Source organism: Limnoglobus roseus (assembly GCF_008254045.1).
Taxonomy (GTDB): Bacteria; Planctomycetota; Planctomycetia; order Gemmatales; family Gemmataceae; genus Limnoglobus; species Limnoglobus roseus.
The window spans coordinates 8638616-8661828 of the sequence record NZ_CP042425.1; the positions used below are offsets into that span (position 1 = coordinate 8638616).

Annotated in this window: 23 protein-coding genes and 1 pseudogene; 13 read left to right on the forward strand and 11 right to left on the reverse strand. The window is 67.6% G+C overall.

Features of this window, described 5'->3' with window-relative positions; genetic code table 11:
* Positions 1-25 precede the first annotated feature (25 nt).
* The 4 genes from PX52LOC_RS36925 (at position 26) to PX52LOC_RS36940 (ending at position 2040) form a co-directional block, all read left to right on the forward strand.
* Positions 26-382: a hypothetical protein gene (locus PX52LOC_RS36925; RefSeq protein WP_149114784.1), complete on the forward strand. Its 357-nt coding sequence runs from the start codon at positions 26-28 to the stop codon at positions 380-382.
* A 516-nt stretch (positions 383-898) separates the two neighbouring features.
* Positions 899-1327, forward strand: coding sequence for a hypothetical protein (locus PX52LOC_RS36930; protein ID WP_149114785.1), 429 nt, complete (start codon positions 899-901; stop codon positions 1325-1327).
* 261 nt (positions 1328-1588) lie between these two features.
* Positions 1589-1831, forward strand: coding sequence for a hypothetical protein (locus PX52LOC_RS36935; RefSeq protein ID WP_149114786.1), 243 nt, complete (start codon positions 1589-1591; stop codon positions 1829-1831).
* A complete protein-coding gene (locus PX52LOC_RS36940) occupies positions 1807-2040 on the forward strand; it encodes a fasciclin domain-containing protein (RefSeq protein ID WP_149114787.1) in 234 nt (77 codons plus the stop codon). The genes PX52LOC_RS36935 and PX52LOC_RS36940 overlap by 25 nt, the downstream gene beginning before the upstream one ends.
* Positions 2041-2126: 86 nt before the next feature.
* On the opposite strand, the gene PX52LOC_RS36945 is transcribed toward PX52LOC_RS36940, so the two are convergent.
* From PX52LOC_RS36945 to PX52LOC_RS36955, 3 genes are all read right to left on the reverse strand, one after another.
* The gene (locus PX52LOC_RS36945) at positions 2127-3140 is read right to left on the reverse strand and encodes a response regulator (protein WP_149114788.1); all 1014 of its coding nucleotides are present in this window, start codon (positions 3138-3140) and stop codon (positions 2127-2129) included.
* A gap of 204 nt (positions 3141-3344) precedes the next feature.
* The gene (locus tag PX52LOC_RS36950; RefSeq protein WP_178132599.1) at positions 3345-3995 is read right to left on the reverse strand and encodes a response regulator transcription factor; all 651 of its coding nucleotides are present in this window, start codon (positions 3993-3995) and stop codon (positions 3345-3347) included.
* Entirely contained in the window at positions 3988-5940 is a 1953-nt protein-coding gene (locus PX52LOC_RS36955) for a PAS domain-containing sensor histidine kinase (protein WP_149114790.1), read from the reverse strand. Before PX52LOC_RS36955 ends, PX52LOC_RS36950 begins: the two co-directional genes overlap by 8 nt.
* Before the next feature lie 1639 nt (positions 5941-7579).
* Here PX52LOC_RS36955 and mgtA point away from each other — a divergent pair.
* Entirely contained in the window at positions 7580-10075 is a 2496-nt protein-coding gene (mgtA, locus tag PX52LOC_RS36960) for a magnesium-translocating P-type ATPase (RefSeq protein WP_149114791.1), read from the forward strand.
* A gap of 17 nt (positions 10076-10092) precedes the next feature.
* On the opposite strand, the gene PX52LOC_RS41815 is transcribed toward mgtA, so the two are convergent.
* The 3 genes and pseudogenes from PX52LOC_RS41815 to PX52LOC_RS36970 all read right to left on the reverse strand — a co-directional run bounded on the left by PX52LOC_RS41815 (position 10093) and on the right by PX52LOC_RS36970 (position 11999).
* Positions 10093-10416, reverse strand: a complete 324-nt coding sequence (locus PX52LOC_RS41815) for a phosphoketolase family protein (RefSeq protein ID WP_246173577.1) — start codon at positions 10414-10416, stop codon at positions 10093-10095.
* Positions 10414-10767: pseudogene (locus PX52LOC_RS41820) on the reverse strand (phosphoketolase family protein); the annotation flags it as partial. The pseudogene PX52LOC_RS41820 and the gene PX52LOC_RS41815, both read right to left, overlap by 3 nt.
* Positions 10764-11999: an acetate/propionate family kinase gene (locus tag PX52LOC_RS36970; protein WP_149114792.1), complete on the reverse strand. Its 1236-nt coding sequence runs from the start codon at positions 11997-11999 to the stop codon at positions 10764-10766. The gene PX52LOC_RS36970 and the pseudogene PX52LOC_RS41820, both read right to left, overlap by 4 nt.
* Before the next feature lie 251 nt (positions 12000-12250).
* Between PX52LOC_RS36970 and PX52LOC_RS36975 the strand changes: the two genes are divergently transcribed.
* Positions 12251-12439, forward strand: coding sequence for a hypothetical protein (locus PX52LOC_RS36975; RefSeq protein WP_149114793.1), 189 nt, complete (start codon positions 12251-12253; stop codon positions 12437-12439).
* A gap of 81 nt (positions 12440-12520) precedes the next feature.
* On the opposite strand, the gene PX52LOC_RS36980 is transcribed toward PX52LOC_RS36975, so the two are convergent.
* Entirely contained in the window at positions 12521-12988 is a 468-nt protein-coding gene (locus tag PX52LOC_RS36980; RefSeq protein ID WP_149114794.1) for a hypothetical protein, read from the reverse strand.
* 158 nt (positions 12989-13146) lie between these two features.
* On the opposite strand from PX52LOC_RS36980, the gene PX52LOC_RS36985 reads away from it, so the two are divergent.
* The 3 genes from PX52LOC_RS36985 to PX52LOC_RS36995 all read left to right on the forward strand — a co-directional run bounded on the left by PX52LOC_RS36985 (position 13147) and on the right by PX52LOC_RS36995 (position 14294).
* Complete coding sequence (locus PX52LOC_RS36985) at positions 13147-13653, forward strand: response regulator (protein WP_149114795.1); 507 nt, start codon at positions 13147-13149, stop codon at positions 13651-13653.
* Positions 13653-13907: an RNA-binding protein gene (locus PX52LOC_RS36990; RefSeq protein WP_246173823.1), complete on the forward strand. Its 255-nt coding sequence runs from the start codon at positions 13653-13655 to the stop codon at positions 13905-13907. The genes PX52LOC_RS36985 and PX52LOC_RS36990 overlap by 1 nt, the downstream gene beginning before the upstream one ends.
* 87 nt (positions 13908-13994) lie before the next feature.
* On the forward strand, positions 13995-14294 hold the full coding sequence (locus PX52LOC_RS36995) for a hypothetical protein (protein ID WP_149114797.1): 300 nt from the start codon (positions 13995-13997) through the stop codon (positions 14292-14294).
* A gap of 71 nt (positions 14295-14365) precedes the next feature.
* Here PX52LOC_RS36995 and PX52LOC_RS37000 read toward each other — a convergent pair whose 3' ends face one another.
* From PX52LOC_RS37000 to PX52LOC_RS37010, 3 genes are all read right to left on the reverse strand, one after another.
* Positions 14366-14584, reverse strand: a complete 219-nt coding sequence (locus tag PX52LOC_RS37000) for a YozE family protein (protein ID WP_149114798.1) — start codon at positions 14582-14584, stop codon at positions 14366-14368.
* Complete coding sequence (locus PX52LOC_RS37005; RefSeq protein WP_149114799.1) at positions 14581-14844, reverse strand: hypothetical protein; 264 nt, start codon at positions 14842-14844, stop codon at positions 14581-14583. The genes PX52LOC_RS37000 and PX52LOC_RS37005 overlap by 4 nt, the downstream gene beginning before the upstream one ends.
* A gap of 85 nt (positions 14845-14929) precedes the next feature.
* Positions 14930-15376 carry a helix-turn-helix domain-containing protein gene (locus PX52LOC_RS37010; protein WP_168219436.1) on the reverse strand — a complete coding sequence of 149 codons (447 nt, stop codon included), beginning with the start codon at positions 15374-15376 and terminating at the stop codon, positions 14930-14932.
* Between the two features lie 631 nt (positions 15377-16007).
* Here PX52LOC_RS37010 and PX52LOC_RS37015 point away from each other — a divergent pair.
* The 4 genes from PX52LOC_RS37015 to PX52LOC_RS37030 all read left to right on the forward strand — a co-directional run bounded on the left by PX52LOC_RS37015 (position 16008) and on the right by PX52LOC_RS37030 (position 18186).
* Complete coding sequence (locus tag PX52LOC_RS37015; RefSeq protein ID WP_149114801.1) at positions 16008-16400, forward strand: response regulator; 393 nt, start codon at positions 16008-16010, stop codon at positions 16398-16400.
* Between the two features lie 484 nt (positions 16401-16884).
* Positions 16885-17337 (forward strand): hypothetical protein, encoded by a 453-nt coding sequence (locus PX52LOC_RS37020; RefSeq protein ID WP_149114802.1) that lies wholly within the window; start codon positions 16885-16887, stop codon positions 17335-17337.
* 177 nt (positions 17338-17514) lie between these two features.
* A complete protein-coding gene (locus tag PX52LOC_RS37025; RefSeq protein ID WP_149114803.1) occupies positions 17515-17778 on the forward strand; it encodes a hypothetical protein in 264 nt (87 codons plus the stop codon).
* An 84-nt stretch (positions 17779-17862) separates the two neighbouring features.
* Positions 17863-18186: a hypothetical protein gene (locus tag PX52LOC_RS37030; protein WP_149114804.1), complete on the forward strand. Its 324-nt coding sequence runs from the start codon at positions 17863-17865 to the stop codon at positions 18184-18186.
* A gap of 850 nt (positions 18187-19036) precedes the next feature.
* Here PX52LOC_RS37030 and PX52LOC_RS37035 read toward each other — a convergent pair.
* Entirely contained in the window at positions 19037-22711 is a 3675-nt protein-coding gene (locus PX52LOC_RS37035) for a CheR family methyltransferase (RefSeq protein WP_149114805.1), read from the reverse strand.
* Positions 22712-23213 lie beyond the last annotated feature (502 nt).

The following is a 23213-nucleotide window of genomic DNA, read 5'->3' on the forward strand; positions in this document are numbered from 1 at the left end:
CCCCGAACAGCCCCCAAGGACTTCGATGAGTAATCTGAATCGGATCGTGGCGCACATTCGGATTCGCAACCGCCAGGACGTGCCGGCGAAGTACGTCCGCAGGTACAATTCTCTGTCCGCGGCCGCCCGGAAATCGATCCGCGGCGGCGACGTCATACTGCTCCGCGAGATGGCAAAAAGGTTCTCCTACGTCCACATCATCGGCGGGGACATCGTGACGTTCGGCCCGAGGGCGACGAAGCGGGTCGTGGCGAAGCTCGAACGGATGGGCCTGTACGCGGTCGTCGAATTCGGCCGCGTCCGGGTGAATGCCGGCGGCGAAGTCATCGTGACGGAGAACGTGAGCCAGAAGCGGTACGCGGCGACCATCGCGGGGGCATGACCGATTTTGCGTTCCGGCTTCGGAGCTGGGGATGATTCACCCCTGGGCCTCGGAATCCCGAGCGAATCTCCATGCCCGATTCTTCGCCGGCCCCGATCAAGGGTCTCAAGCGGCTGTAAGAAGGATCTCTCACTGCCGAGAATCGGCCATAGAGATCGGGTAGTGACACACGCTGCGTGTGGCTACGCAACATCAAGTTTTGTCGGTGGCCGTGATCGAGTCGTTGCAACGGGTGCATGCCGACAACGCCCGCGTGCTTGACTCAGCAATAGTTCAACTCGGCGAACTTCGAATCCGGCAAGCCCGGGCGCTCGGCGAGGCCGGCTTGGCGGCGGCCTCGGAGGGCCGGCTCGATGACGGAACCCGACACAAGGCCGAACACCAACAAGCAGCAGCTCGAACGCGTCCTCGCCGGGTGGAATGATCGGAAGCCCGATCGGAGCCGCGACGCGGACCGGTGGCAGGGGCGACGGCGGCCAGGGTTGATCCGGGAACGCGAACAGGAGGGTGGGAATTATGGCGACCAAGAACGACGGGGCGACCGGCCGACACTTGCTGGTGGTCCTCGACCACCACGAGGCCAAGGTCTACCAGGCCGAGGTGCACGGGGCCGTGCCGCAGCGGATCGTGCCGTACGACCCGAGCGGGTACGGCCGGCACTTGCACTCGGCCAACGAGTGGACCGACGGCAAGCGGCAGCCCGAGCGGCAGAGTTTCTACGAGGCCATCGCCAAGACGCTGGCGGGGGCCGACCAGGTCTTGCTGTTCGGCAGCGGGACCGGGAAGAGCAGCGCCATGGAGCAGTTGCTCGCCGACTTGACCCGGCACCACGCGGAGGTCGCGAAGCGGGTCATCGGCGCCGTCGTCGTGGACGCCCACCACGCGACCGAGGATCAGTTGCTCGCACACGCCCGGGACTTTTACACCGAATTCAACAGACGATAGTACGGTCGCGTCTCGGCGTACACGTCCGGATGCCAGCTAGGCGGAGACACCCGGGAGAAAGTTGCGAATCACTGGTCGCGGGCCATTTCCCCCGACCAGGCCAGATTGGGGCGGGCCAATCATAGCAGTGCCGGCCGGGAAGCATTCCCGGCCGGCACTGCTCCAACTTGTCGTGAGGATGACCCATGCGCGTGTAGCCCGAAACCAGGGCATTGACGCCGTCTGCGGTCGGTCTGCTCCAACTTGTCGTGAGGATGACCCATGCGCGTTCTACTGTTCGCCGTCTTCGCCCTTTCCCTGGCCGGGGTGGCCGCTTCCGCCGAGGCCCCGAAGGCCGTCCATGACATCGTCGCGGCCGCCGCCGACACGGAAATGAACACCTTGGTGCGGGCGGTCAAGGCGGCCGGGCTGGCCGCGGCGCTGAAGGAGAAGGGCCGTACGCCGCGTTCGAGAGGGTCGGCAAGAAGAATCTCGAAGCCGTGTTGGCCGACAAGGAGCAGTTGAAAACGGTGTTGATGGCCAACCCCGTCGTGGGCAAGGCGGTTCTGGCAGCCGACGCCCTCAAGATGGACCGCAAGGAGGTCAACGGGCTCAAGGTCTGCGTGGACGGGACCGCGGTGAACGTCGGCGACGCCCGCGTCATCCTGACCGACATCAAGGCCGGCAACGGGGTGATCCACACGACCGGCGCCGTGCTGATGCCGAAGGACTGATCGCCAAGACCAGTCGGTGCGAAGGAGCGCACCGCCCGACGGCCGCCGGGCGACGGATTCCCGGCGGTTGGTTTTTTCACATCGACTCATTCACCAAGGCCCGGCCGCCCACTCCGACCCGCGTTCCGGCAACCGGGTTTCGCAGCCGCCACATCCGCGACCAATCCCGCGAGTCGCCCCGCCATGTCCACGACGTCGAACGGCTTCCGAAAGACGGCGAGCGGGCCGAGGGCGAATAAATCCCGTTCGGTATAGCGGCCGGCGTCGGCCGTCATGAAGCACGCCGACAAATGCGGGGCGAACTGCCGCAGGTGGTGCAGCGTTTCGGGGCCGTCCCGGCCGGGCATCAACACGTCGAGCAAGGCCAGATCGATCGAGGCGTGGTGCACCCGGTGGTGCGCCACGGCCTCCCGGCCGTCGGCCGCCGGCCAAACCGAGAAGCCGTGTCGTTCGAGGCCGGCGGCGAGAACCGCTCGAATGCCGTCGTCGTCGTCGACGACCAGAATCCCGACGGGCCGTTCCGGGCCGTTCCGGACGAGTGCGGGGACGGACGAGGGGCCTGGATCGCCCCGCCCGTACGGCCGGAGAGCGGTAGCGGTGGGCGGGTTCATCAGACGCAAGTCCTCGAAACGGGTTTGCCTCGGCCGGTTCATCGGGGCCGCGGGGGCAGGGCCGACAGAATCCTCTTCCGCAGCGGACGGGTTTCGCCGCACCGGTGTCAACCGGGGCGTGACCAGTCGCGCCACCAGCGCCCGCAGCGCGTTCGGGTCGGTGGGCTTGGGAAGGAAGTGACCGGCGCCCAGGTCCCGGGCGCGGGCCCGGTACTCTTGTGACGTGTACCCGCTGACGATGACGACACCCGTCCGCTCGCAACCGGGCACCCCTCGCAACCGGGCGGCGAACACGAACCCGTTCATGGGGGCCATGCCGATGTCCAGGAGGACGACGTCCGGCGGCCGCCGCGCGGCGGCCGCCAGGGCCGAGTCGCCGTCGTAATAGGGTGCGGCGTCGTACCCCCAAAGGGCGAGGAGGTCGGCCGTACTGTCGGCCGTGTCCCGCAGGTCGTCAACCACCAGCACGTAGGGTAAGGGGCCTTTCAAGAGATCCTCCCGCCGGCGTGCGGGCAGTCGCCCGGGCGTCGGAAACGGCTTCGACGGATGTGGCAGATCGGTTCCCCAAAGTATGGGACGATGTGTCGTTCCACTTGCCAGCACGTCTGCCAAACAATCCGGGAGAATGCCGAAATGAGATGTAGGGCGACGCCTGACAGGGAAGGGAATTTGCGGACATCGGAGTCAGGTTTTCTACCCGCCTTGCAGCCATCCCTGCTGGACGGCGTACCGCACCAGGTCGGCCCGGCTCTGGAGGCCGAGCTTCTCCATCGCCCGCGCCCGGTACGTCTCGACCGTCTTGACGCTCAACTCCAGCCGGGCCGCGATCTCCTTGTTGCTGTGCCCGGCGGCCGTCTGGTGGGCGACGGCGGCCTCCCGCTCGCTCAGGCTCCCGTGCGGCAGGTCGACGTTCGCCGGCTGACGCACGAACCCGCCGACCACCTTGCCGGCCATGGACGGGTCGAGGTACGTGCCGCCCGCGGCGACCGCCCGGATGGCGTGGATCAACTCCTCCGGGGCCGCCCGCTTGAGGACGTACCCGACCGCCCCGGCCGCCAGGAGTTGTCGGATGTACCCCTTGTCTTCGTGCAGCGTCAGGGCCAACACGCGGGCCGTCGGGCACTCCCGCCGGATGCGGGTCGTGGCTTGCGACCCGGTCAGGGCCGGCATGGTCACGTCCATGACGACGACGTCCGGCAGGAGGGCCGGGATCTGCTCGCACGCGAGCAGCCCGTTCGCCGCCTCGCCGACGACGGTCATGTCGGCCTGCGCGTTGATGAGGACCTTCAGCCCCTCGCGAACCACGGCGTGGTCGTCGGCCAGGTAGACGCGGATCTTAGCCACGGTGGGTTCCTCCATCGCGTGGCGTCGGGCGGACGCGGGCGATGACCGTGCTCCGGCCCGGGGCCGATTCGAGGGTCAGCGTCCCGCCCATCAGGGCCATCCGCTCCCGCATGCCGAGGATGCCCAGGCGGTGGAGGGCCTGGGCGTCCGCGTCGAACCCCCGCCCGTCGTCCTCGATCAGGACCGACACGTCCTCCGGCGACCGCCGGAAGACGACGCTCACCCGCCGGGCCGCGGCGTGCTTGTGGACGTTCATGAGCGCCTCCTGGACGACGCGGTACAGGGCCGTCTCGACCTCCGCCCCCAGGCGGTTCTCGTCCGCCTCGGGGCCGTGGTAGTCGACCTCCACCCCGGTCCGCTCGGCCCACCCGTCCGTGTAGTGCGCGAGGGCCGCCGACAGGCCGAGGTCGTCGAGGGCCGTCGGCCGCAGTTCCAGGGCGAGGTCGTGGACTTCCCGGCCGATCAGGTCCGTCAGGGATTGCAAGGCGTGCAGCCGGTCCCATTCCTGAGAGGGGTGCGCGGTGGCGTCCCGGACGACCTTCAGCCCCAGCCCCAGGGCGGTCAGGTGTTGGCCCATCTGGTCGTGCAGTTCGCGGGCGATCCGCCGCCGCTCGTCCTCCTGGACGGTCGTCAGCCGCTGTTGCAGGTCGCGGCGGTCCGCTTCCGCGATTTCCCGCCGGCCGATCTCGTCGCTCAGCGTCGCGTTCGTGTGGGCCAGCTCGGCCGTGCGTTCCGCGACCCGGACTTCGAGTCCGTCGTGGGCGGCCTGGAGGGCGACTTCGGCCCGCTTGCGGTCGGTCACGTCCCGGATGTTGCACTGGATCACCGGCGTGTCGCCGACCGGGTACACGTTGCTCACGAACTCGACTTCGATCCCCCGGCCATCGTGCGTCCGCAGCGGCAGGTCGTCGTACCGGATGTACCCCGTTTCCTGAAGGGTGCGGAACGCCGCCTTGTTGGACTCGATGTCGTCGAACAGGCCGATCTCCCACAACTCCTTGCCGATCAGCTCCACCCAGGGGTGGCCGAGCAGGTCGGTGAGGAACGGGTTCGCGTCGAAGATCCGCCGCGTTTCCGGATCGACGAGGAGGATGCCGTCCTGGGCCGTTTCGAACAGGCGGCGGTACCGCGTCTCGGACAGGGCCAGGGACTCGGTCGCCCGCACCCGCTCGGTCGCGTCCTCGATCGCCAACAGGACGAGGCCCGACTGCCGGCCCGGCAGGAGCAGCCGCCGGGCGTTGAGGACCATGGACCGGCGGCCGATGCCGTCGAACACGTGATCCACGGCGAAGTTCTCGAAGTGGTGGTCCCCGGTCAGAATGGCTTCCAGCTGTTCACGCAACTGCGGGATGTCCCACTGGCGGTTGCCCAGGGCGAATAGGGTCTGGCCTTCCGTCTCCGGGGCCGTCACGCGGAAGGTGCGGTAGAACGACGAGTTCGCACTCCGAACCCGCAGGCCCGCGTCGAGTACGACGAGCGGCTCGCGGACGGTCTGGATGATCCCCTCGGCGAAGGCCCGCGCGTCCTCCACCCCCTGGACCGCCCGTTGCCGCTCGCTCACGTCGCAGAAGAGCAGCACGGCCCCGATGATCGCACCAGCCGCGTCCCAAACCGGGGACGCCCCGTGGTCGATGCGGCACTCGCTGCCGCCCCGGCCGATCAGCACGGTGTGGTCGGACAATCCGACGGCAACCCCGCCCGCGAGGACGTCCGTCACGGGGTCGGGTGCGGGCCGGCGGGTGACTTCGTCCTCGATGCGGAAGACGGCCTCGGCCGTCCGGCTCACGGCATCGTCAGCCGACCAACCAGTCAAGGACGCGGCCACCGGGTTCACGGCGAGGATCCGTGCCTTGTCATCCGTGACGATCAGCCCAAGGCCGATGCCGACGAGCGCGGACTGCACCCATTCGGCTAGCGGTTGTCGGGCGTTTTGCTCAGACGCCATGATCGACATTCTCCCTCGCCGTTCCGTCCGAGCGAAGGCTCGGAGTTGTGGTGGTCGAGCGGTCCGACGGGTTATTGTACGTCCGGTGCGTCGATTCCCCCGCTTTCCGGCCCGCGGGTGAACCAAGTACGGCAACGACGAACTGAACCCAACCGTCCATCCCGAAGTGGCGGTGGGTGAAGAGAGGTAGAACCCGACCGCACTCCCGATGCCGGTCAAGAAGCCCGTCCGGAGCAAGAGGCCGAGCTGGGCACGGTCGCTCCCGCCCGAGAAGAATCACGGCGGCTACCAAGCCAACGACCGGCTGCAGAACCGCGGTGAGAATCCCCAGCCGAGCGGTCAGCGAGACGGGTACGAAGTTTTGCCCGACGCCGGGTTGAGGCGAAGAGACGGCGGGCGACGGGCGGCTGTATCGTGGGCCGTGAGATGTACGAATGTGCTAAGACCTTTCTGGGAGTCGGCTAGTTTTTCCGGCTCGTCCGATCCGACATGCCGGTGTAGCCGATTATCGCGAGGGAATGCCCTTCAAGCGGCCGGGAAAACGGCGGGTCCGGTGTCGGTGAAAACGGTCACCTTGGTCAGTTAATTCCGGACACCTGCGGTTGGCGGGCGGTTGACGTTGGTCATCAGGATGACCGAGTAACATCGGGTGGAACGACGGTGGCGGAGTGGCAATTACGAAGGCATCACTTCAACCGACATGGGTTCGTGGTGGCCACTTGACTCAATGCCCTCCCATTCTCTGACGCATTTTGATGACATTCCCTGGCTCACCTCATGCCGTTCTCCTGTCAGTCTTAAAAACCTCATGTCGGATACTGCTAAGGAACTTCTTGGACGATCTCGTGGTAGGGGCAAACCTCGAAGTATCGGCGCCACGCCCGTTCGGACCGACTCCGGCGAGTAACGGGTCACCCCGATGCAGGAGAACTCAGGATGAGGTACACGTCATTTGCGGTCGTGGTGCTGGGGGCCTTGATCGCCTGCTACGCGGGGTCGCAATTCTTGACCGCCGGCCCGCTCGGCCAATCCGAGGGCCCACCCGCCTGGAGGCTGGGGCTCGGGCTCGCCTTTGGGGCGGCCCTCGTGTTCGCCGGCGCGATGATGTGGTTGTTCGGCGGGAAGGGTTACACGTCGGGCGGGCGCGGTGTCCGTCCCGGTCCGGACTCGGCACCCAAGGGCGGGTAGCGAGAACAAACGCTCTCGTTCGTCGAGGCGGCCGCGATCAGTCGACACTTCCGACGATGTCGGGGCCTGAACCGAAAGGTCGTCTGCCCCGTGCCTATCGACCTTTAGGAACCGCCGAGGAATCTCACCCCATTCCACGCGGACGGCGTTCGATCAATCGTAGGGTGTCGTGTCGGGTTGCCACCACGGCAGCCGTCATTCATTTACTCTGGACGCGAGGGCCGGCCATGTTCGAGGACAACTTTCAGTTAATCTTATCCCTGGGGGCGGTGGTGGCTCTGTTGGTCGCCATCGCGGCCGTGGCGGCTTTGCTCGTGGTCCGCGCGGGACGCGCCGCCACACTGGAAGTCGGAAGCTTGGAGCGAACTCGCCCACGCCGATAAGGGGTGACGATTAATCGCGCCCTTTCCGTCCGGAGAGACGCTTGCCCTATCGGTTCGGAGGCGTTCCGATGGCCTCGGTTACTTCGCCATCGCCCGAGGGGCTAACCACCGCCGAGGCGCGGTCGCGGCTCGACGAACACGGGCCGAACGAGATCACTCCGACGGCCGGGCCGGGCGGCGTGAAGCAATTGTTAATCACCTTTCTCAACCCGTTGACCGTGATCCTTCTGGTCGCCGGCGGGGTCGCCGCCGGGGTCGGGGACTACGCCACGGCGGCCGTCATTGGCGTCGTCGTGGGCGTGAGTTCGCTCATCCAATTTTTCCACACCCTGCGATCCGACCAGGCGCTCCGCCACCTCCAAGACCGCGTTGCGGTGACCGCCACGGTTCGACGCGACGGCGTTTGGGCGGAACGGCCGCGACGGGACGTCGTACCCGGGGATCTCATTCGTCTTGCGGCCGGCGATTTCATCCCGGCGGACGCCCGGCTCGTCACCGCCCGCGACCTGCACGTCCTGCAGGCGGCTCTCACGGGCGAATCGCTCCCCGTCGAAAAGGAAGTCCGGGAGAATTCGGGCAAGCCCGGCGACCCGCTCGCCCTCGACCGCCCGGACGCGGTGTTCTTCGGCACGTCGGTGGTAAGCGGCACCGGGACCGCGGTCGTCGCCGCCACCGGCCGTGCGACGGCGTTCGGGGACGTCGCCGCCCGGCTCGCCGCCAAGGCCCCGGAGACCGAGTTCGACCGCGGCACCCGCCGGTTCGGCCTGTTCATCACCCAGACGGTGTTCGCGCTGGTCGTGTTCGTATTCGTGGTCGCCGTCGCCCGCCAACTGCCGGCGATGGAGTCCCTCCTCTTCGCCCTGGCGCTCGCGGTCGGCCTGACGCCCGGCCTGCTCCCGATGATCGTGAACGTCACCCTCGCCCGCGGGGCCGTGCGGATGGCCCGGCAGGACGTCATCGTGAAGCACCTCGCCGCGATCCAGAACTTGGGCAGCATGGACGTCCTCTGCACGGACAAGACGGGCACCCTGACGCGGGGCGACGTGAGCTTAGTCCGGTGCGACACCGCGGCCGGCGTCTCGGCCGACCGCGTTCTGCTCCTCGCGTACTTGAACAGCCGGCACGAGACCGGGTTCAAAAACCCTCTGGATGTCGCGATCCTCGCCCACCCGGTCCCGGCCGGGGTCGAAGGGTTCGAGAAGCTCGACGAGGTGCCGTTCGACTTCGAGCGGCGGCGGTTGTCGGTCGTGTTGCGCGGGCCGTCCGGGGTGACGCTCGTCACCAAGGGGGCGCCCGAGAGCGTCCTCGACTGTTGCGGGAGCTGGGAGGACGGACCGGAGACCCGCCCGCTCGACGCGGCGACCCGCGACCGCGTTCTCGCGTACGTCCGGCGGCAAAGCGTCGAGGGGTACCGCCTCCTCGCCGTCGCCTCGCGGGTCGTCACGCCGGGCGGCCGGTATTCCGCCGCCGACGAGGTCGAGCTCACCCTGGCCGGGTTCCTCGCGTTTACGGACCCGATCCGGGAGGACGCGGCCGACGCGATCCGCGACCTGGCCGCCGATGGCGTGCGGGTGGTGATGATCAGCGGCGACGACGAGCACGTCGCCCGCCGGATCGCCGATCTGGTCGGCCTCGGCGGCGGCCGGGTCGTGTCCGGCGGCGAACTGGCCGGGATGACCGACCCGGCCCTGGGGGCGGTGGCCGAGCAGGTGGCCGTGTTCGCCCGCACGTCGCCGGCCCAGAAGAACCGCATCCTGCTCGCGCTCAAGGCCCGGGGGCACGTGGTCGGGTTCCTCGGCGACGGGGTGAACGACGCCCCGTCGATTCACGCCGCCGACGTGGGCATCTCTGTGAGTACCGCCGTGGACGTGGCGAAGGCGGCGGCCGAGGTCATCCTGATGAAGCCCGGCCTGCGGGTCATCCACGACGGCGTCCTCGAAGGCCGCCGGGCGTTCACGAACGTGATGAAGTACCTGCTGATGGGGACGAGTTCGAACTTCGGGAACATGCTCAGCATGGCAGCCGCGGTCGTGTTCCTGCCGTTCCTGCCGATGTTGCCGCTTCAGATTTTGCTCAACAACCTGCTCTACGACCTCGCGCAACTGCCGATCCCGACCGACCGCGTGGACGCCGCCCTGGTCCGCAAGCCGCGGAAGTGGGACGTCTCGGCCATCCGCACGTTCATGCTCGTGGTCGGGCCGGTCAGTTCGGCCTTCGACCTGGTCACGTTCGCCGGCCTCGTGTGGCTGTTCCACGCCACGGCCACGGCCTTCCAGACGGGATGGTTTGTGGAATCGTTGTTCACCCAGACGCTCGTCGTGCTGGTCATCCGCACGGCCGGGAACCCGTTCCGCAGCCGACCGAGTCCGTGGGTTCTGGGGACGGTCATCGGGGTGTGCGGGGTGGCGGTCGCACTGCCGTTCACGCCGGTCGCGGGGCCGCTCGGGTTCGAGCCGCTACCGGGAGCGTTCGTCCCGTTCTTGCTGGCGGTCGCCGCGGCCTACCTGCTCGCGGTCGAGGTGGTCAAGCGACGGTTCTTCCGCGACGTGGCCGCCAGGGCGTGAGCGAAGACCGCCGGGCGTTAGCCGTGGTCGCCGGCGGTGTCCGCGGCCGCCGACCCGACCGGGGCCACGCCCTTCTGCCCCCAGCCCCACCCGCCGATTTCCGGCATGTCCTCGCCGTACTCGTGGACGTAGTGCCGGTGCTCGATGAGCTTGTCCCGAACAATCTGCCGCACCCCCGATGCCGTCGCGACCAGGCCCGGCACGCGGTCGATCAGGTCGGCGACCAGGTTGAAGCGGTCGATCTGGTTCAGCACGCACATGTCGAAGGGGGTAGTGGTCGTGCCCTCCTCCTTGTACCCGCGGACGTGCAGGTTCCGGTGGTTCGTCCGCCGGTAGGTCAACCGCTTCAGGCCGGCCGCGTCTTGCGAGACGCTCGGGTAGACCTCGCTGTACGTCCCTTAGAGGTAGACGTTCGCCACGACGCCCGGGCCGCCGTGGCCGGGCCCGGCGACATACAGGACGTTCAGGTCGTCCCGCCGGATCAGGCGGTTCAGGTGGGCGTAGATCAGGTTCAGCCCCGGCGTCGTCCCCTAGTGCCCGAGCAGCCGCGGCTTGACGTGTTTGCGCTGGAGCGGCTCGCGCAACAGCGGATTGTCGAGCAGGTAGATCTGCCCGACGGACAGGTAGTTCGCCGCCCGCCAGTAGGCGTCGATCTTGGCCAGGAGGGCGGGGTCGAGCGGGGCGTCGGTCATGGCGTCGCATCCTTCTGTTGGAACGGCAGGCCGAGGACGCAGGCCGTCGTGCGGGCGATCAGGACTTCCTCGTCGGTGCGGATCACGCGGACGGTCACGCCAGTGATGCCCGAGGAGATGACCGCCGCATTCGCTGCATTGCTCGCGAGGCCGAGGTCGACGCCGAGGAAGGCAAGGCCGTCGCAAATTCGGGACCGCACTTCCGGGGAGTTTTCCCCGACGCCGCCAGCGAAGACGAGCGTGTCGACGCCGCCGAGGGCCGCGGCCATCGCCCCGATGAACTTCTTGGCCTGGTAGCAGAAGAGGGCCACGGCGTCCGCCGCCCGCGAGTCCGTCGCCTCGCGGGCCAACAAGTCCCGCATGTCGGAACTCGTCTCCGAGATGCCCCGCAGACCCGACTCGCGATTGACGACGGCGTCGAGTTGGTCGGCCGTCAGGTTCTCGGTTCGCGTCAGGTGGATCAGCACGCCGGGGTCGAGGTCGCCGGTGCGGGTGCCCATGACGAGGCCGCCGGCCGGGGTGAAGCGCATGGTCGTGTCGACGCACGCGCCGCCGCGGACGGCCGCCAGGCTCGCCCCGGACCCGAGGTGGGCCAGGATCAGACGGCCGTCGGGCGCGGTCGGCCCGGCCACGCGGCGGAGTTCCTCGACGAGGTAGGCGTAGGACAGGCCGTGGAAGCCGTACCGGCGGATGCCGTACCGCCGCGGGATCGGCAGCACTCGGGCCACGGGCGGCAGGGCGTGGTGGAAGGCCGTGTCGAAGCACGCGACCTGGGGCAGCGTCGGCCGGCGGCGCGTCAGGGCGTCCTTCAAAGCGAGTTCGGCCGGGAGGTGGTCGGGATCGAGCGGGACGAGGCGGCGGAGGTCGGCGAGGAGGGCCGCGTCAATGACCCGCGGCTCCGCGTGGTCCGGCCCGCCGTGGACGACGCGGTGGCCGACCGCGGCGACGCCGGCGAGGTCGCCGCGCTCCTCCAACCAGTCGATCAGTTCGTCGGCCGCCCGTGCCGGGTCGGTCGCCGCGATCGGCTTTCGGTCTTCCCGGTCCCCAAGCCCGGCCGCCCGCAGGGAAGCCTCTGGCGTACCGACCCGCTCGACCGCCCCGGCGAACAGGCGATCACCCCCCGCGGCCGGCCCGAAGAGCGCGAACTTGATGCTCGACGATCCCCCGTTGATCGTCAGGACGCACCCGCCGCGCGGGGTCGAAGCGGGCGGGGTGTCGTGGGGAGTGTCCACGGGCGATGGATTCCCATCAGAGTTACGCTACCGGTAAGGGGATAGTGTATGCTCGACGAACCCCAGATTCGTGCGACCACGCTCCGACTTCTACCCAAGGTGCATCGATCGGCAGGGTGGCAGTCCCGGAGGTGACCGCAACTTTCGCATTGCCGGTCCAACGGCGTGTCATTCGCTGGCAATAATGGGTTCCCCTGCTTCCGCGCCTCCGGCCGGGCGGGGGAACCAGTAGACGACGCGAGGGAAAAGTTATGGCAGGGACGATCAAGGGCAAGGTCGAAGACCTGGGCCAAGCCGCGAAGGACGCCGCCAAAAAGGCCGGCGAGAAAGTGAAGGACGGGGCCGAGGTCGATGCCGAGAAGACCGCGCACGCGGCCAAGACGGTCGGCCAAGCCGCGAAGGACGCGGGACAGAAGGCCAAGGACAAGAGCGAGGGATGAGGCACCGACTCCCGCTTCGACAACCCGCCCGAAAGGGCGGGTTGTTTCGTTGACGATCGGGCGGAAGCGAGACGAGCGCTCTTAGTTGCCCCGCTGCCGGCTCCGGCTCTCCTCCCCCATCGCCACGGCCCCCGCGGGCGTGATGAAGACCGGTCGCACGTCGTTGCGGTCCGATTGCCTCAGCATCAGGACGGCACTCCCCGCCGTGCCAACGGCCCAGCCGGCGGCCTCCCGCTCCGTGCAGTAGACGTAGAAGGCGGGGTCCTTTTCTGGTCGCTTGCCATCGAGGTCGCAAGCCACCTTGTAGACCGTCCTGAACTCCGGCAGTTGCTCGATCTTGCGGGGGACGATCCCCGTGACCGGCTGCGGCCTGTCCCGGTACGCGGCGTACGCCTTGGCCGGGTTCGCGGCGTACAAGTCCACCATCACGCGGACCAACGTCCGGTCCGGGGCCACGGCCACCTCCGCCACGGCGTGGGGTTCCGTCGACCCGCACCCGCAGGTCAGGGCGATCACCAACAACGACACCGCGAGGGTGAGCCGGCGCACGTTCGTTTCTCCGCAAGGGGTCAGCCGTCACGGCCGTCGGACGACGTTGGATTTCCGATTCCCGGACGCGGATTGCAAGAATTGCTGACGGGTGTGGGCGGCCGCCGCCCCGTATCCTTCACCCACCGCCGGTCCCGGCCCGCTCAAGTAGGTCAACCATGACGACACCCACTCTACGCCCGCTCTCGACCCTTGTCGTCGACAATTCGCGGGACGCGGCCGACAGTCTGGCGGACCTGCTCCGCCTCTACGGGCACCAAGCCGCGGCGACGTACTCGGGCTCGCAAGCCGTCGCCGTCCTGGGTGATCGGCCCGTCGACGTCGTCCTCATCGATCCTGCGATGCCGGGGCTGGTCGGAAACGCCTTGCTCCGACGGGTCGCCGCCGCGAGTCCGCGGAAGCGGCCGTTCGTCGTCGTCACGACCGGTAGTTCCGACGACCACGACCGCGACGACTGGCGGGCGGCCGGGGCCGACTTGGTCCTGATGAAGCCGCTCCCGGAGGGTCTCGTGGGCGGGCTGCTCCGTCGCATCCGTCACTTCCTCGACACGCTCGGGCCGCCCACGGACGAACCCGGCATCGCCGGCCCGGCGGGCGGGACGGACGCGCGATGTGACATCCGGTCGAGCCCCCCCCGACGCTTGCCCGGGAAGGTGTCGTCGTGATGAGCTTACGCGTTAACAACCTGCCGGCCGGGGCGACCGTGGCCGACCTGTGGGAGCTGTTCCATCCCTTCGGTCGCGTCGCCTGGGCTGCCATTCGGGGTATCCCCTTGCCAAAGGGCGATCCTCCGGGTGTCGGGTACGTGGACCTGGCGACGGGCGGGGCTGCCGCCATCTGCGCGCTCGACGGGTCGGACTACCGCGGGCGAAGGCTGGCCGTTCGAGAAGCCGATTTGAATGACCTCGAAGCCGGATAGGCGATCAGACCACTTGGCGTCGCGGCTGCCCCCGGGCGACGAGGGTGGGTCCGGGACGCCGATGTTGCACCTGGGAAAGGACGCCCGATGAGTTTCCTGTTCAAGCCCTTGGCCGACGTGCTTCCGGGGGACGAATTGATTTTCGCCCGCGACGTGCGGTACCGATCGGCGACCGTTTTCCGAATCCTCAAAGCGTTTCAGACGACGCCCGAGGCCATCGTGGTCTTCGGGTACTGGTTCGACCGCCGGGGCTTTCCTCGGAACCGCGTGTTCCCGTTTCGCCTCCGCGAGCCGACGCCGGAAACGATGACCGCCCTGAAAACCTACCTTCGGGACGACCGTGCATGGATCGTCCCCGCGTGCCGGGATCCGGGGGCCGGTCGATGAGAACCCGACGGGGTTGACCGGCCAGATGAATTTCGCGGAGGGGAAAAGCTCACCGGACGGGCCGCAGCCCTTCACCGGCAGGTCGCCGGGTCGCGGCCGTTGAACTCCGTCCACGCCGCGTCGACGACGGACAGGACGTTTTCCCGCCGGCCGGGCAGGGCCTCGACGTACGCCCACAGGGTCTCGTACCCGTCCGGGGCGTAGGGGTCGCCGGCCACGTCCCGCGCGAGGTCGCCGACCGCGTCCTTCGTCCGCTCTTGTTGGGCGTGAAGCCACTCGTTGAACGTCATCGCGTGCCTCCGAATCGGGCCGCCGCAGGGATGCGGCCGGCCGTCATCCCGATCAGGGCTTGAGCCTGGCAGACGAACGCGCTCAGGGCCAACAGTTGGGAGCCGTCGAAGGCCAGCACCTTGTCCGCCAGCGCCCGGTTCGTGCGGGTCAAATGATCTGCCACGAGGGCCCTGAGATCGGGGGGCGAACACTCGTCGGGGCGAAGTCGCGTACACGCCGTCAGCACCGCAGCCAATTCGTCGAAGTAGATCGGAATCATAAATGCCTTGACCTCCCCGGAGACGGATGAACGCAGGCCGTGAATTACAGTGAGTGATTGTGGCCTGTGGTGAAAGAAAATCGCCTCACAGATCGGTCAGCCATCCCTGTCGGGAGGCGTACCGTACCAGGTCGATGCGGCTATGCAGGTTCAGTTTCTTGACCGCCCGTGTTTTGAAGGTGTGAGTCTTCTTGATGCTAATCCCCAACCGCATCGCGGTGCCCTTGCCAGTGTGGCCGAGGGCACGGAGCTTCAAAACCTGCCCCTCGCGGACGGTTAACGCCGCCCCGTTTTTGGTTGCAACTCCCGCCCCGCCGGCTCCCCCACTGCCGTGAGGGCCGGCTTTGAGGTTGTCGCTCCGGAGATTGGAATTGCTAAATTGGGTCCACGCCTCATCGATTACCCTCAAAGCGTTCTCTCGGCGGCCGGGCATCGTGTCCACGTACACCCGTAACTTCTCATACCCAGCGGGCACCTTGACCTTGAGTTGGACGGCGACCTGCCGGGCGAGATCGCCGACGTCGTCGTTCACACGATTCCTCTGCGCAACCAGCCACTTCCGGAATGTCATTAGTGCACCTGTATGTTCACCAAAGGATGCCCGTGCAGAGGCCGGAGCATGAGTGTCCAAAACCGACTGCGGCCGGTCCGTCGTCTCGGGCCGAATGTTCTGTGAATACACTCAATCCCTGGAGGTGGACTGGGGCAGTCATGGCCGGATCAAATCGGGAATCGCGAACCGCTGTTCTCCGTACGAATGCACTCTAGGCTTTCAACTTCCGGGCAACGACGACCAAGTCTCAACCGGGTCGGTTTTCCAACATCCCCTGACGGCAGACTTCCATTCGCCCTACACGGTAGAACCCAAGTAGTTTGCAGGTGCGTGACACGACGGTCGGCTGAGGTCGGTTATGCGGCCAGTCAACTCAACTGTACATACCCGGCCGGCTCACTCCAGGCGGTCTCTTCGTCGCGACGACGGGTCCTGTCTGTCCCTTCCCGGCGCCAGCGAGTCCCCTGTTCGAAATCCTCGTCTGTAAGGAAATGCCGCTATAGAACTGGCGCCGTTCGATCCGGCACGACGAGTGCCTGCTCCGTAATGGGGCCTTCTCCCGACGGTTCCGCAAGGGGACGGGCGGACCTGAAATCAGGGAGGGCCACCGTTGAAGACCGAACGGCTTAGAGTGCTGTGTGTAGACGACAACCACGACGTGGCCGACTCCGAAGTTCTGCTGCTCGAATTGTTTGGCATTGAAGCGCGGGCTTGCTATGACGGCGCGTGCGCGCTGGCGGAGGCGCGTCAGTTCCATCCGGACGCTTACCTCGTGGACCTGAACATGCCGGGGATGGACGGCTGCGAACTCGCCCGTGAACTTCGGACTGGCCAGGGTCCGCCGCCCTTCTTGGTAGCAGTGACGGCGAAGAGTGGCAAAGAGGACTACCGCCGGACCGCCGAGGCCGGCTTCGACGCCCACTTGGTGAAGCCCGTGACGCCCGATCACTTGTTGGCAGTACTGTTCCGGACGCGGGCGTCGGAGCAAACCCCACCGGCGTGAGGGGCAGTCCGTGGTGATCGGCATTCGGAATGGGAAGCACCTCACCCCCCTAACGACGTTCTCCGGACGGCACTCCGTATGATCGTTTCTAGGACCTTGTTAACTCGCTCGCTCACGAACAACATCAAGAGCAGTCCGGCATCGGCTGGCGTAAGACCACGGAGGTTCATTGGCTGGACACGAGTGGGGTCAGGCCAATCGCGTGCTTCCCCGGTTACGCCCTCCGGTTGCCGGTCGATGGGAACTCAGAGTTGCGCTCGCAGCCCGGCACCGCGGCGGAAACGTGCCATTCCCCTGGATACCACGATTCCCGGCCGAGGGCTTCCCGTTTGCTGCTCCTCCGGCGAACCCCTCATATGCCCCGGTGGACCGGTCCGCTTGCTCCGCAAGGTGGTTTCCGCGTTTCGTCGTGACTGAGGCGTTCACCCCGCCGGCTGGGGACGAGGCCGGCGACCGGAACGCTTGATCGGCCCAGGAGAATTCGATGCTCAGTTACCTACTCGGTACCGTGGTCGCGCTCGGCACGATGTTGTCGACCCCCGCCGCCGGAGAGACCAAGGGGCCGGAGGCGAAGTGCCTCGACGGCGCGTGGACGGTGGTCTGCTACGAGAAGGGGGGCGAGGCCCAAGCCGACTCCGAGGGGATGGCGGTGAAGGCCGACTCCGGGACGATCACCTGCGCGGGCAAGGACGGGAAGGCTGCCGTGACCATGAAGGTCGTGTTCGCAGCGAACGGCGTCGCGCAAGTGACCGAGATGGCGGCCGACGGTGCCACGACGAACGCAAAGGCGGGCGTGTACGTGCTGACCGCCGATTACCTCGCCATCAGTCTGAATGCCGAACCCGAGGCGACGGCGTCGGACGCCACCGGCAACGCGGCCGGCGGGTCCAAGAAGTCGCGGTGCAGCATCATCCTGAAGCGCGACGCGGTGAAGTAGAGGACGGTTTCGAAGCGATCGGCGGCCCGGGGCTACCCCTGGGCCGCATTCCCGTTCATCGTACGTGCTCGTGACGGCGGATTCGTTCTTTCCCAATTGCGACCGCAACCTGGGATGCCGCCCGCAACCTCAACTGACAGTGTCATGGGCAGCAATCAACTTCGGAGAAGGTTCGCCATGGTCCCGATCTACTTCGACGAGTTGGTAGCCGTGCTCCGGGCCTGCACGCAACTCCGCCCCGACGGGTGCTCGCCGCTCGAACTCAAGGCCCTCATGGCCGATCATTTGGGCCACACCAATCGCGCGGTGGCAGACAAGGTCTTGGCCTTCGACGGTCCCCAACTGCTCGCCTTGAGCGCGTTCGTCCGCCAGGCCCAAGCCCTCGTCGGGATGACGGCTGCATCGACTGCTCACACCGCCCACGACGGGGGACCCCGGTGACGCCGGGCGAGACGGTCATTGGCGAACTACGGCCCGCTCGCCGGCCATCGGCGTTACGACACGAGCCGTGTGAAGGAGTATGCCATGCAAACTAACGTCGTTGAGTTCGCGGGGGTGTTTTACGCCGCAACGTACCGCGTGCAGGGGAACCAAGTCGTCCTCCTCGGCACCCACAAATCCGACCGGGGCGGGGTGCGGGCGTGGCTCCGGCGGAACGGGTATGCGGCGTCCGGGGCATACTTGTTCCCGGCCGCCGGGACCCTGCCCGGCTTCTTCATGAAGCCCTACGCCTCGGACCTGTACTACCGCGTCGACCCCGCAACCGGCCAAGCCGACGGAGACGCTCTCACGGAGTTCGGCGACCCCGTGACCGTCACCGAGAGGGACGGCTTCCGAGACGCGGTGTAGCGGCACTGCCCCGCCATACTTCCTTGCCACGGGCATTCAGAAATGCCGGCCTCATGGGGGAGAGGGATCCTGGACAATGGAAGTCATTTTGCTAGACGGTGCTCCTGAAATGCTAGGTAGTCTCGCGCCGAGAGTCGCGCGCAAAAAGTTCGAAAACTGTTCTCGCCGGGGAGTTCGTCAGGCCGGTCGCGGAACTTTGGACCGGCGGGTTAACGGAAACGGCCGAGAGTGTAAACTCTCGGCCGTCCGCATTTTCCGGCGTGTTTTCAAGCCTTTCGCGCATCTGTCCAGTCTCGGCCAGAGTCTCCAGTTCGCAAACCGCAATCGAGGGTGCGAGGCGAAACGCTTGGGTTCGTCTCGCACCCCGAGACGAACGGAGAAAAACTCTCGGACTCTCGGGTTAACAGACCCGCGGGTTAACACTACTCCGTTAGAAGTGGCGACCGTGGGTCGCGGCAGTACGGGCAATCGAATTTCGCCTGCGGCACGAGCAATCGTTGGAGGGCGCGGCGGATGCCGGGCACGGTCAGCGGCGGTGCGCCCCCTTTTTTCCCGAGCCGACCGATTCGGAGTATGGCTGTGATCTCAGTAGTGCTCAACGCCCGAAGGCGTCACTGAAGTCGTCACGGTCCCTGGCCGCCTTGGCCAGCCTCACGGCGACGTGCGCGGTGTTCGGCTTGAACCCGTGGACCTGGTTCCGCGACACCCTGACGAACCTGCCGACGACACGCCTCGATTAACTCGCCACGCTGCTGCCCGCCCGGGCGAACTGACCCGATCCAGACCGTTCAACGTGTCGAATGGCGCTTCGTCTAACGGGTAGACTCCAAGGCCCGCTTGAGAGCGGCGTTCAACGCTTCCGGGGTGAACGGTTTCTGAACGAATCCGCTGATGTGCACCCCCCCATACGGCTGGCGGTCTCTTCCGGGCCGTACCCGCTCATGACGAGAATCGGGACCGTCCCGCTCACACCCCGGATCGACTCGGCCAACGCCAATCCGCCCATCCGCGGCATCGTCAGGTCGAGAATCACGGCCCGAATGTCGGCCGAGCGATCACGGAAAACGTCCAGCCCTTGCGTCCCGTCTTCGGCCTCGATCACCTCAAAGCCCGCGTTCTTGAGGATCATCTTGACGAGCCCCCGTACCCCTTTCTCGTCGTCCACGACCAGCACCGTGCCGGAGCCCCGCCCCGCCGTCGCCGCGATCCGAATCGGCGCCCCAACCACTTCGGGCGTGGGCCGGTGCGAGAGCGGGAGCAGGACCCGGACCGTCGTGCCCCGGCCCACTTCGCTCCGCACGCGGACCGTCCCCGCGTGCCCGCGGACGATGCCCAGCACGGCGGCCAGGCCCAACCCGCGGCCGGTGAACTTCGTCGTGTAGAACGGGTCGAACATCCGCGCCTGGGTGTCGGCGCTCATGCCGCTGCCGTCGTCCGACACCTCGAGGGTCGCGTACGCGCCTTCGGGCAGGTCGCCCCGCCCCCCCAGGAACGGGGATGCCAAAGCCGCCCGGTCGGAATGGGCCGTGTCGGTCCGAACGGTGACGGTCCCCCGCCCCCCCGGGGCGGCCTCGGCCGCGTTCGTGACGAGGTTCATCACGACTTGCGACACCTGGGCGGGATCGACGTCGACCGGGAGGGGCCCGCCCGCCAACTCGAACCGGAGTTCCGCCCCGACCGCGGCCCGTCGAAGCAGTCCTTCTAAGCCGCGGATCAGGCCGGACAGGTCCGTCAGCCGGTTTTCACGGGGGGACATCCCGGAATACGAGAGGAGCTGCTGGACCAGGTCGGTGGCGAGCCGGGCCGACTGATCCACCTCGCCCATCATGGCGTGGTGCGCGGAACCGGCCGGGAGTTCCCCGAGGATGACCTGGGCGTACCCGATGATCGGCGTGAGCAGGTTGTTCAGGTCGTGCGCGACCCCGCCGGCCATCAGGCCGAGGCTCTCCAACTTCTGGGTCTGGAACACCTGCCCCTCGAGGTCCCGCCGGGCCGCCTCCGACCGCTTCGCGGCGTCGATGTCGATCCCCGTCACGACCGCCCCTTCGATTCGATTGTCCCCCGTCTCGTAGGGCCGGATGCGGACCGAGTGCCAGCGGCCGGTGCGGTCCCGGGCCTCGAACGCGGTGGCCTCGAGCGAATCGATCACCCGCGCGACCGTGCCCGCCGGGTCCGGGGCGTCGAGCCCGAGGCCCGTCTCCCGCAGGGACCGCCCCACGTCCGCCGGCTGCAGGCCGAACACCGCCTCGGCCTGGGCCGTGAGCCGGCGGATGCGGAGGTCGCGGCCGACCACGACGACCGGGACGTTGACCCCGACGAGCAGGCTGTGCAGGTCGTCGTTCGTCCGGCCGAGTTCGCGGTTGCGGTGCTCGAGTTCCTCGTTGACCGTTTCCAGTTCCTCGTTCGCCGATTGCATCTCCTCCCGGGCCGTCTGCAACTCCTCGTTCGTGCTCTGGAGTTCCTCGTTGCTCGCCAGGATCTCCTCGTTGGCCGACTTGAGTTCCTCGTTCGTCGCCTCGTACTCCTCGGCCACCGCCTGTTGGTGCTCCCGTGCGGCTTCGAGTTCGCGCCGGAGTTGCCCGACCCGCTCGGCGAGTTCGGAGTCGTTGATGGGGACGACTGGGGGCGCTGGCGGCCGGGAGTCCGCGTCCTCGAACGCGATCAGGAAGCACAGCAGTCCCGGACCGGCGCCGGCCAGGGGCGTGATTTGGAGGGTGACGGTTCGGGCCGCGTCGCCCTCGCCGACGCGGACGTCGGGCCGGCGGATCACGGCCCCTTCCGTGCGGGCGGCGGAGACCCCGTCGCGGAGGTCCGGGAGGAGACCTTCCCGGGCCATCCGCAGCAGATCGAGGCCGGCGGTTCCCGAGGGGTGCCGGAGGTACGGGTCGGAATCACCGCGGAATTGAAGGATGTTCAGGTTGTCGTCGACCAGGACCGCGACCGGGGCGTACCGGGCGAGAACCCGATCGGCCTCGCGGTAAACGTCTGCCAACCCGCCGGCCTCCCGTGGCGGGCCGGCCGCAACGGGTGGGCGGCCCGCCACGGGAGGCCCGGCGACGAGGCCGGACGGGAGCCGGGCCGGGGCCAGGGTTCGGGTGTAGAGGTGTTCGTCCCGGCCGACCGGGACGAACAGGTCGGCGAACGGGCCGATCGTTTCCGACGGGCCGAGGAGGAGGTACCCGCCCGGCCGCAGCGCGTAGTGGAACAGCGGGATCACCCGCCGCTGGAGGGCCGCGTCGAAGTAGATGAGGACGTTCCGGCACGAGACCAGGTCCATCCGGGCGAACGGCGGGTCGGCGGTCAGGTCGTGGCGGGCGAACACGCACAGGTCGCGGACGGCGGAACTCACCCGGTACCCGGCGGTGGTCTTCCGGAAGTGCCGCCGGAGCCGGTCGGGGGACACGTCCTCGGCGATGTTTTCCGGGTACACGCCGGCCCGCGCCCGGGCCAACGCCGCCTCGTTCACGTCGGTCGCGAGGATTTTGACCGGCACCTCGGCCGCCCCCTCGAACGCCTCGACGAGGACGATGGCCAGCGAGTACGCCTCCTCCCCGGTCGAACACCCCGGCACCCAGACGCGGAGGGGCGTGTCGTCCACGCGGTCGCGGAGGAGGGGCGGGATCGCCTCCGCCCGAAAGCGGTCGAACACGCCCGGGTCGCGGAAAAACCGCGTAACGCCGATGAGGAGGTCCCGGGCCAGGGCGGCCAACTCCGCCGGGTCGTCCCGCACCGCCCGGACCAGGGCGTCGACGCCGGCGAATCTCTGGAGCGCGATCCGTCGCGTGACCCGCCGTCGGATCGTGTTCTGCTTGTACTGGCCGAAGTCGACCCCCGTCCGTTCGCGTAACACGGCGAACAGGGGTGCGAGCGCGTTGCCGTCGGGAAGCGGCTCGGCGCCGTCGGCCCCGGGCTCGGCGGGTGCCTCCGGTCCTCCGCCCAATCGGACCAAGGCGTCGGCAATGCCTTCCGGTGACAGGACCGCGTCCACGCCCGCGGCGGCGGCGCTGGCGGGCATCCCGGTCTGGCCGGCCGTATCGACGCTCTGGGCGAAGGTGAGCCCGCCGGCCTCGCGGATGTCGCCGATGCCGTGCGTGCCGTCCGTCCCGCCGCCGGACAGGACGACGGCGACCGCCCGCGGGCCGTACGCGAGGGCCAGGGACCGGAAGAGGTAGTCGATCGGGTGGTGGGGGGCGCTGCGGTCGCCGCGGGGGTTCAACCGAATGACGCCGCCCTCGACCCCCATCCGCGTATCGGGGGGGATGACGTAGACGTGGTCGGGTTCGACCGCCATGCCCTCCACCGCTTCCCGGACCGACCGCGCCGTCTCCCGCGAAAGGATCTCGGCGAGCACACTGGATCGGGACGGATCGAGGTGTTGGACCAGCAAGATGGCGAAGCCGGCACGGGCGGGCAGTCGTTGCAAGAACTGGGTGAACGCCTCGAGACCGCCGGCGGACGCTCCGACCCCAACAACGGGGAAAGAAAGGCCGTGCGGTCGAGTGCTTGGTGAATGGAGCTGGGGCATGTGCGGCGACCGGGGAAGGTGGAGTGAAATTCGCCGATCGAGGGGACATTACCGAGTCACAATGGCATGCTATGAACTACGGCCTAACAATTAAACCATCTTTCACATTGCCGGTTGTCGTTAGCGTAAGGTGCCCGCCCAGGCGAAGGGACACGATCCATGCCGTTCAATGCGGCAACCTGTACTTCGCCAAACGCACACGCTCTAGCTACCGCGTGGTCTCGTTTCTTCAGTCACAAATGCTGCGCGATATCTTCGGCAAACCTTTATTCCTCCTAGACTTTGATACGATTCGGGTGCGCTAAACCGTGCTGAGGCGGGGGTTTCGGCGGGTCGAACGGGAGCGGGTAGGGATGTGCGATATTGGGTTGCCGAGGATACCGACCTCGGACGACACGACGTGGATGACGTTGCCGGTCGCATACAACCGGGCCAGCCACAGTGTTGATCCGAGGGCCCTAGTCGAGTAGGACGTCCGCGACGCCGCGGCTGTGTAACCTCT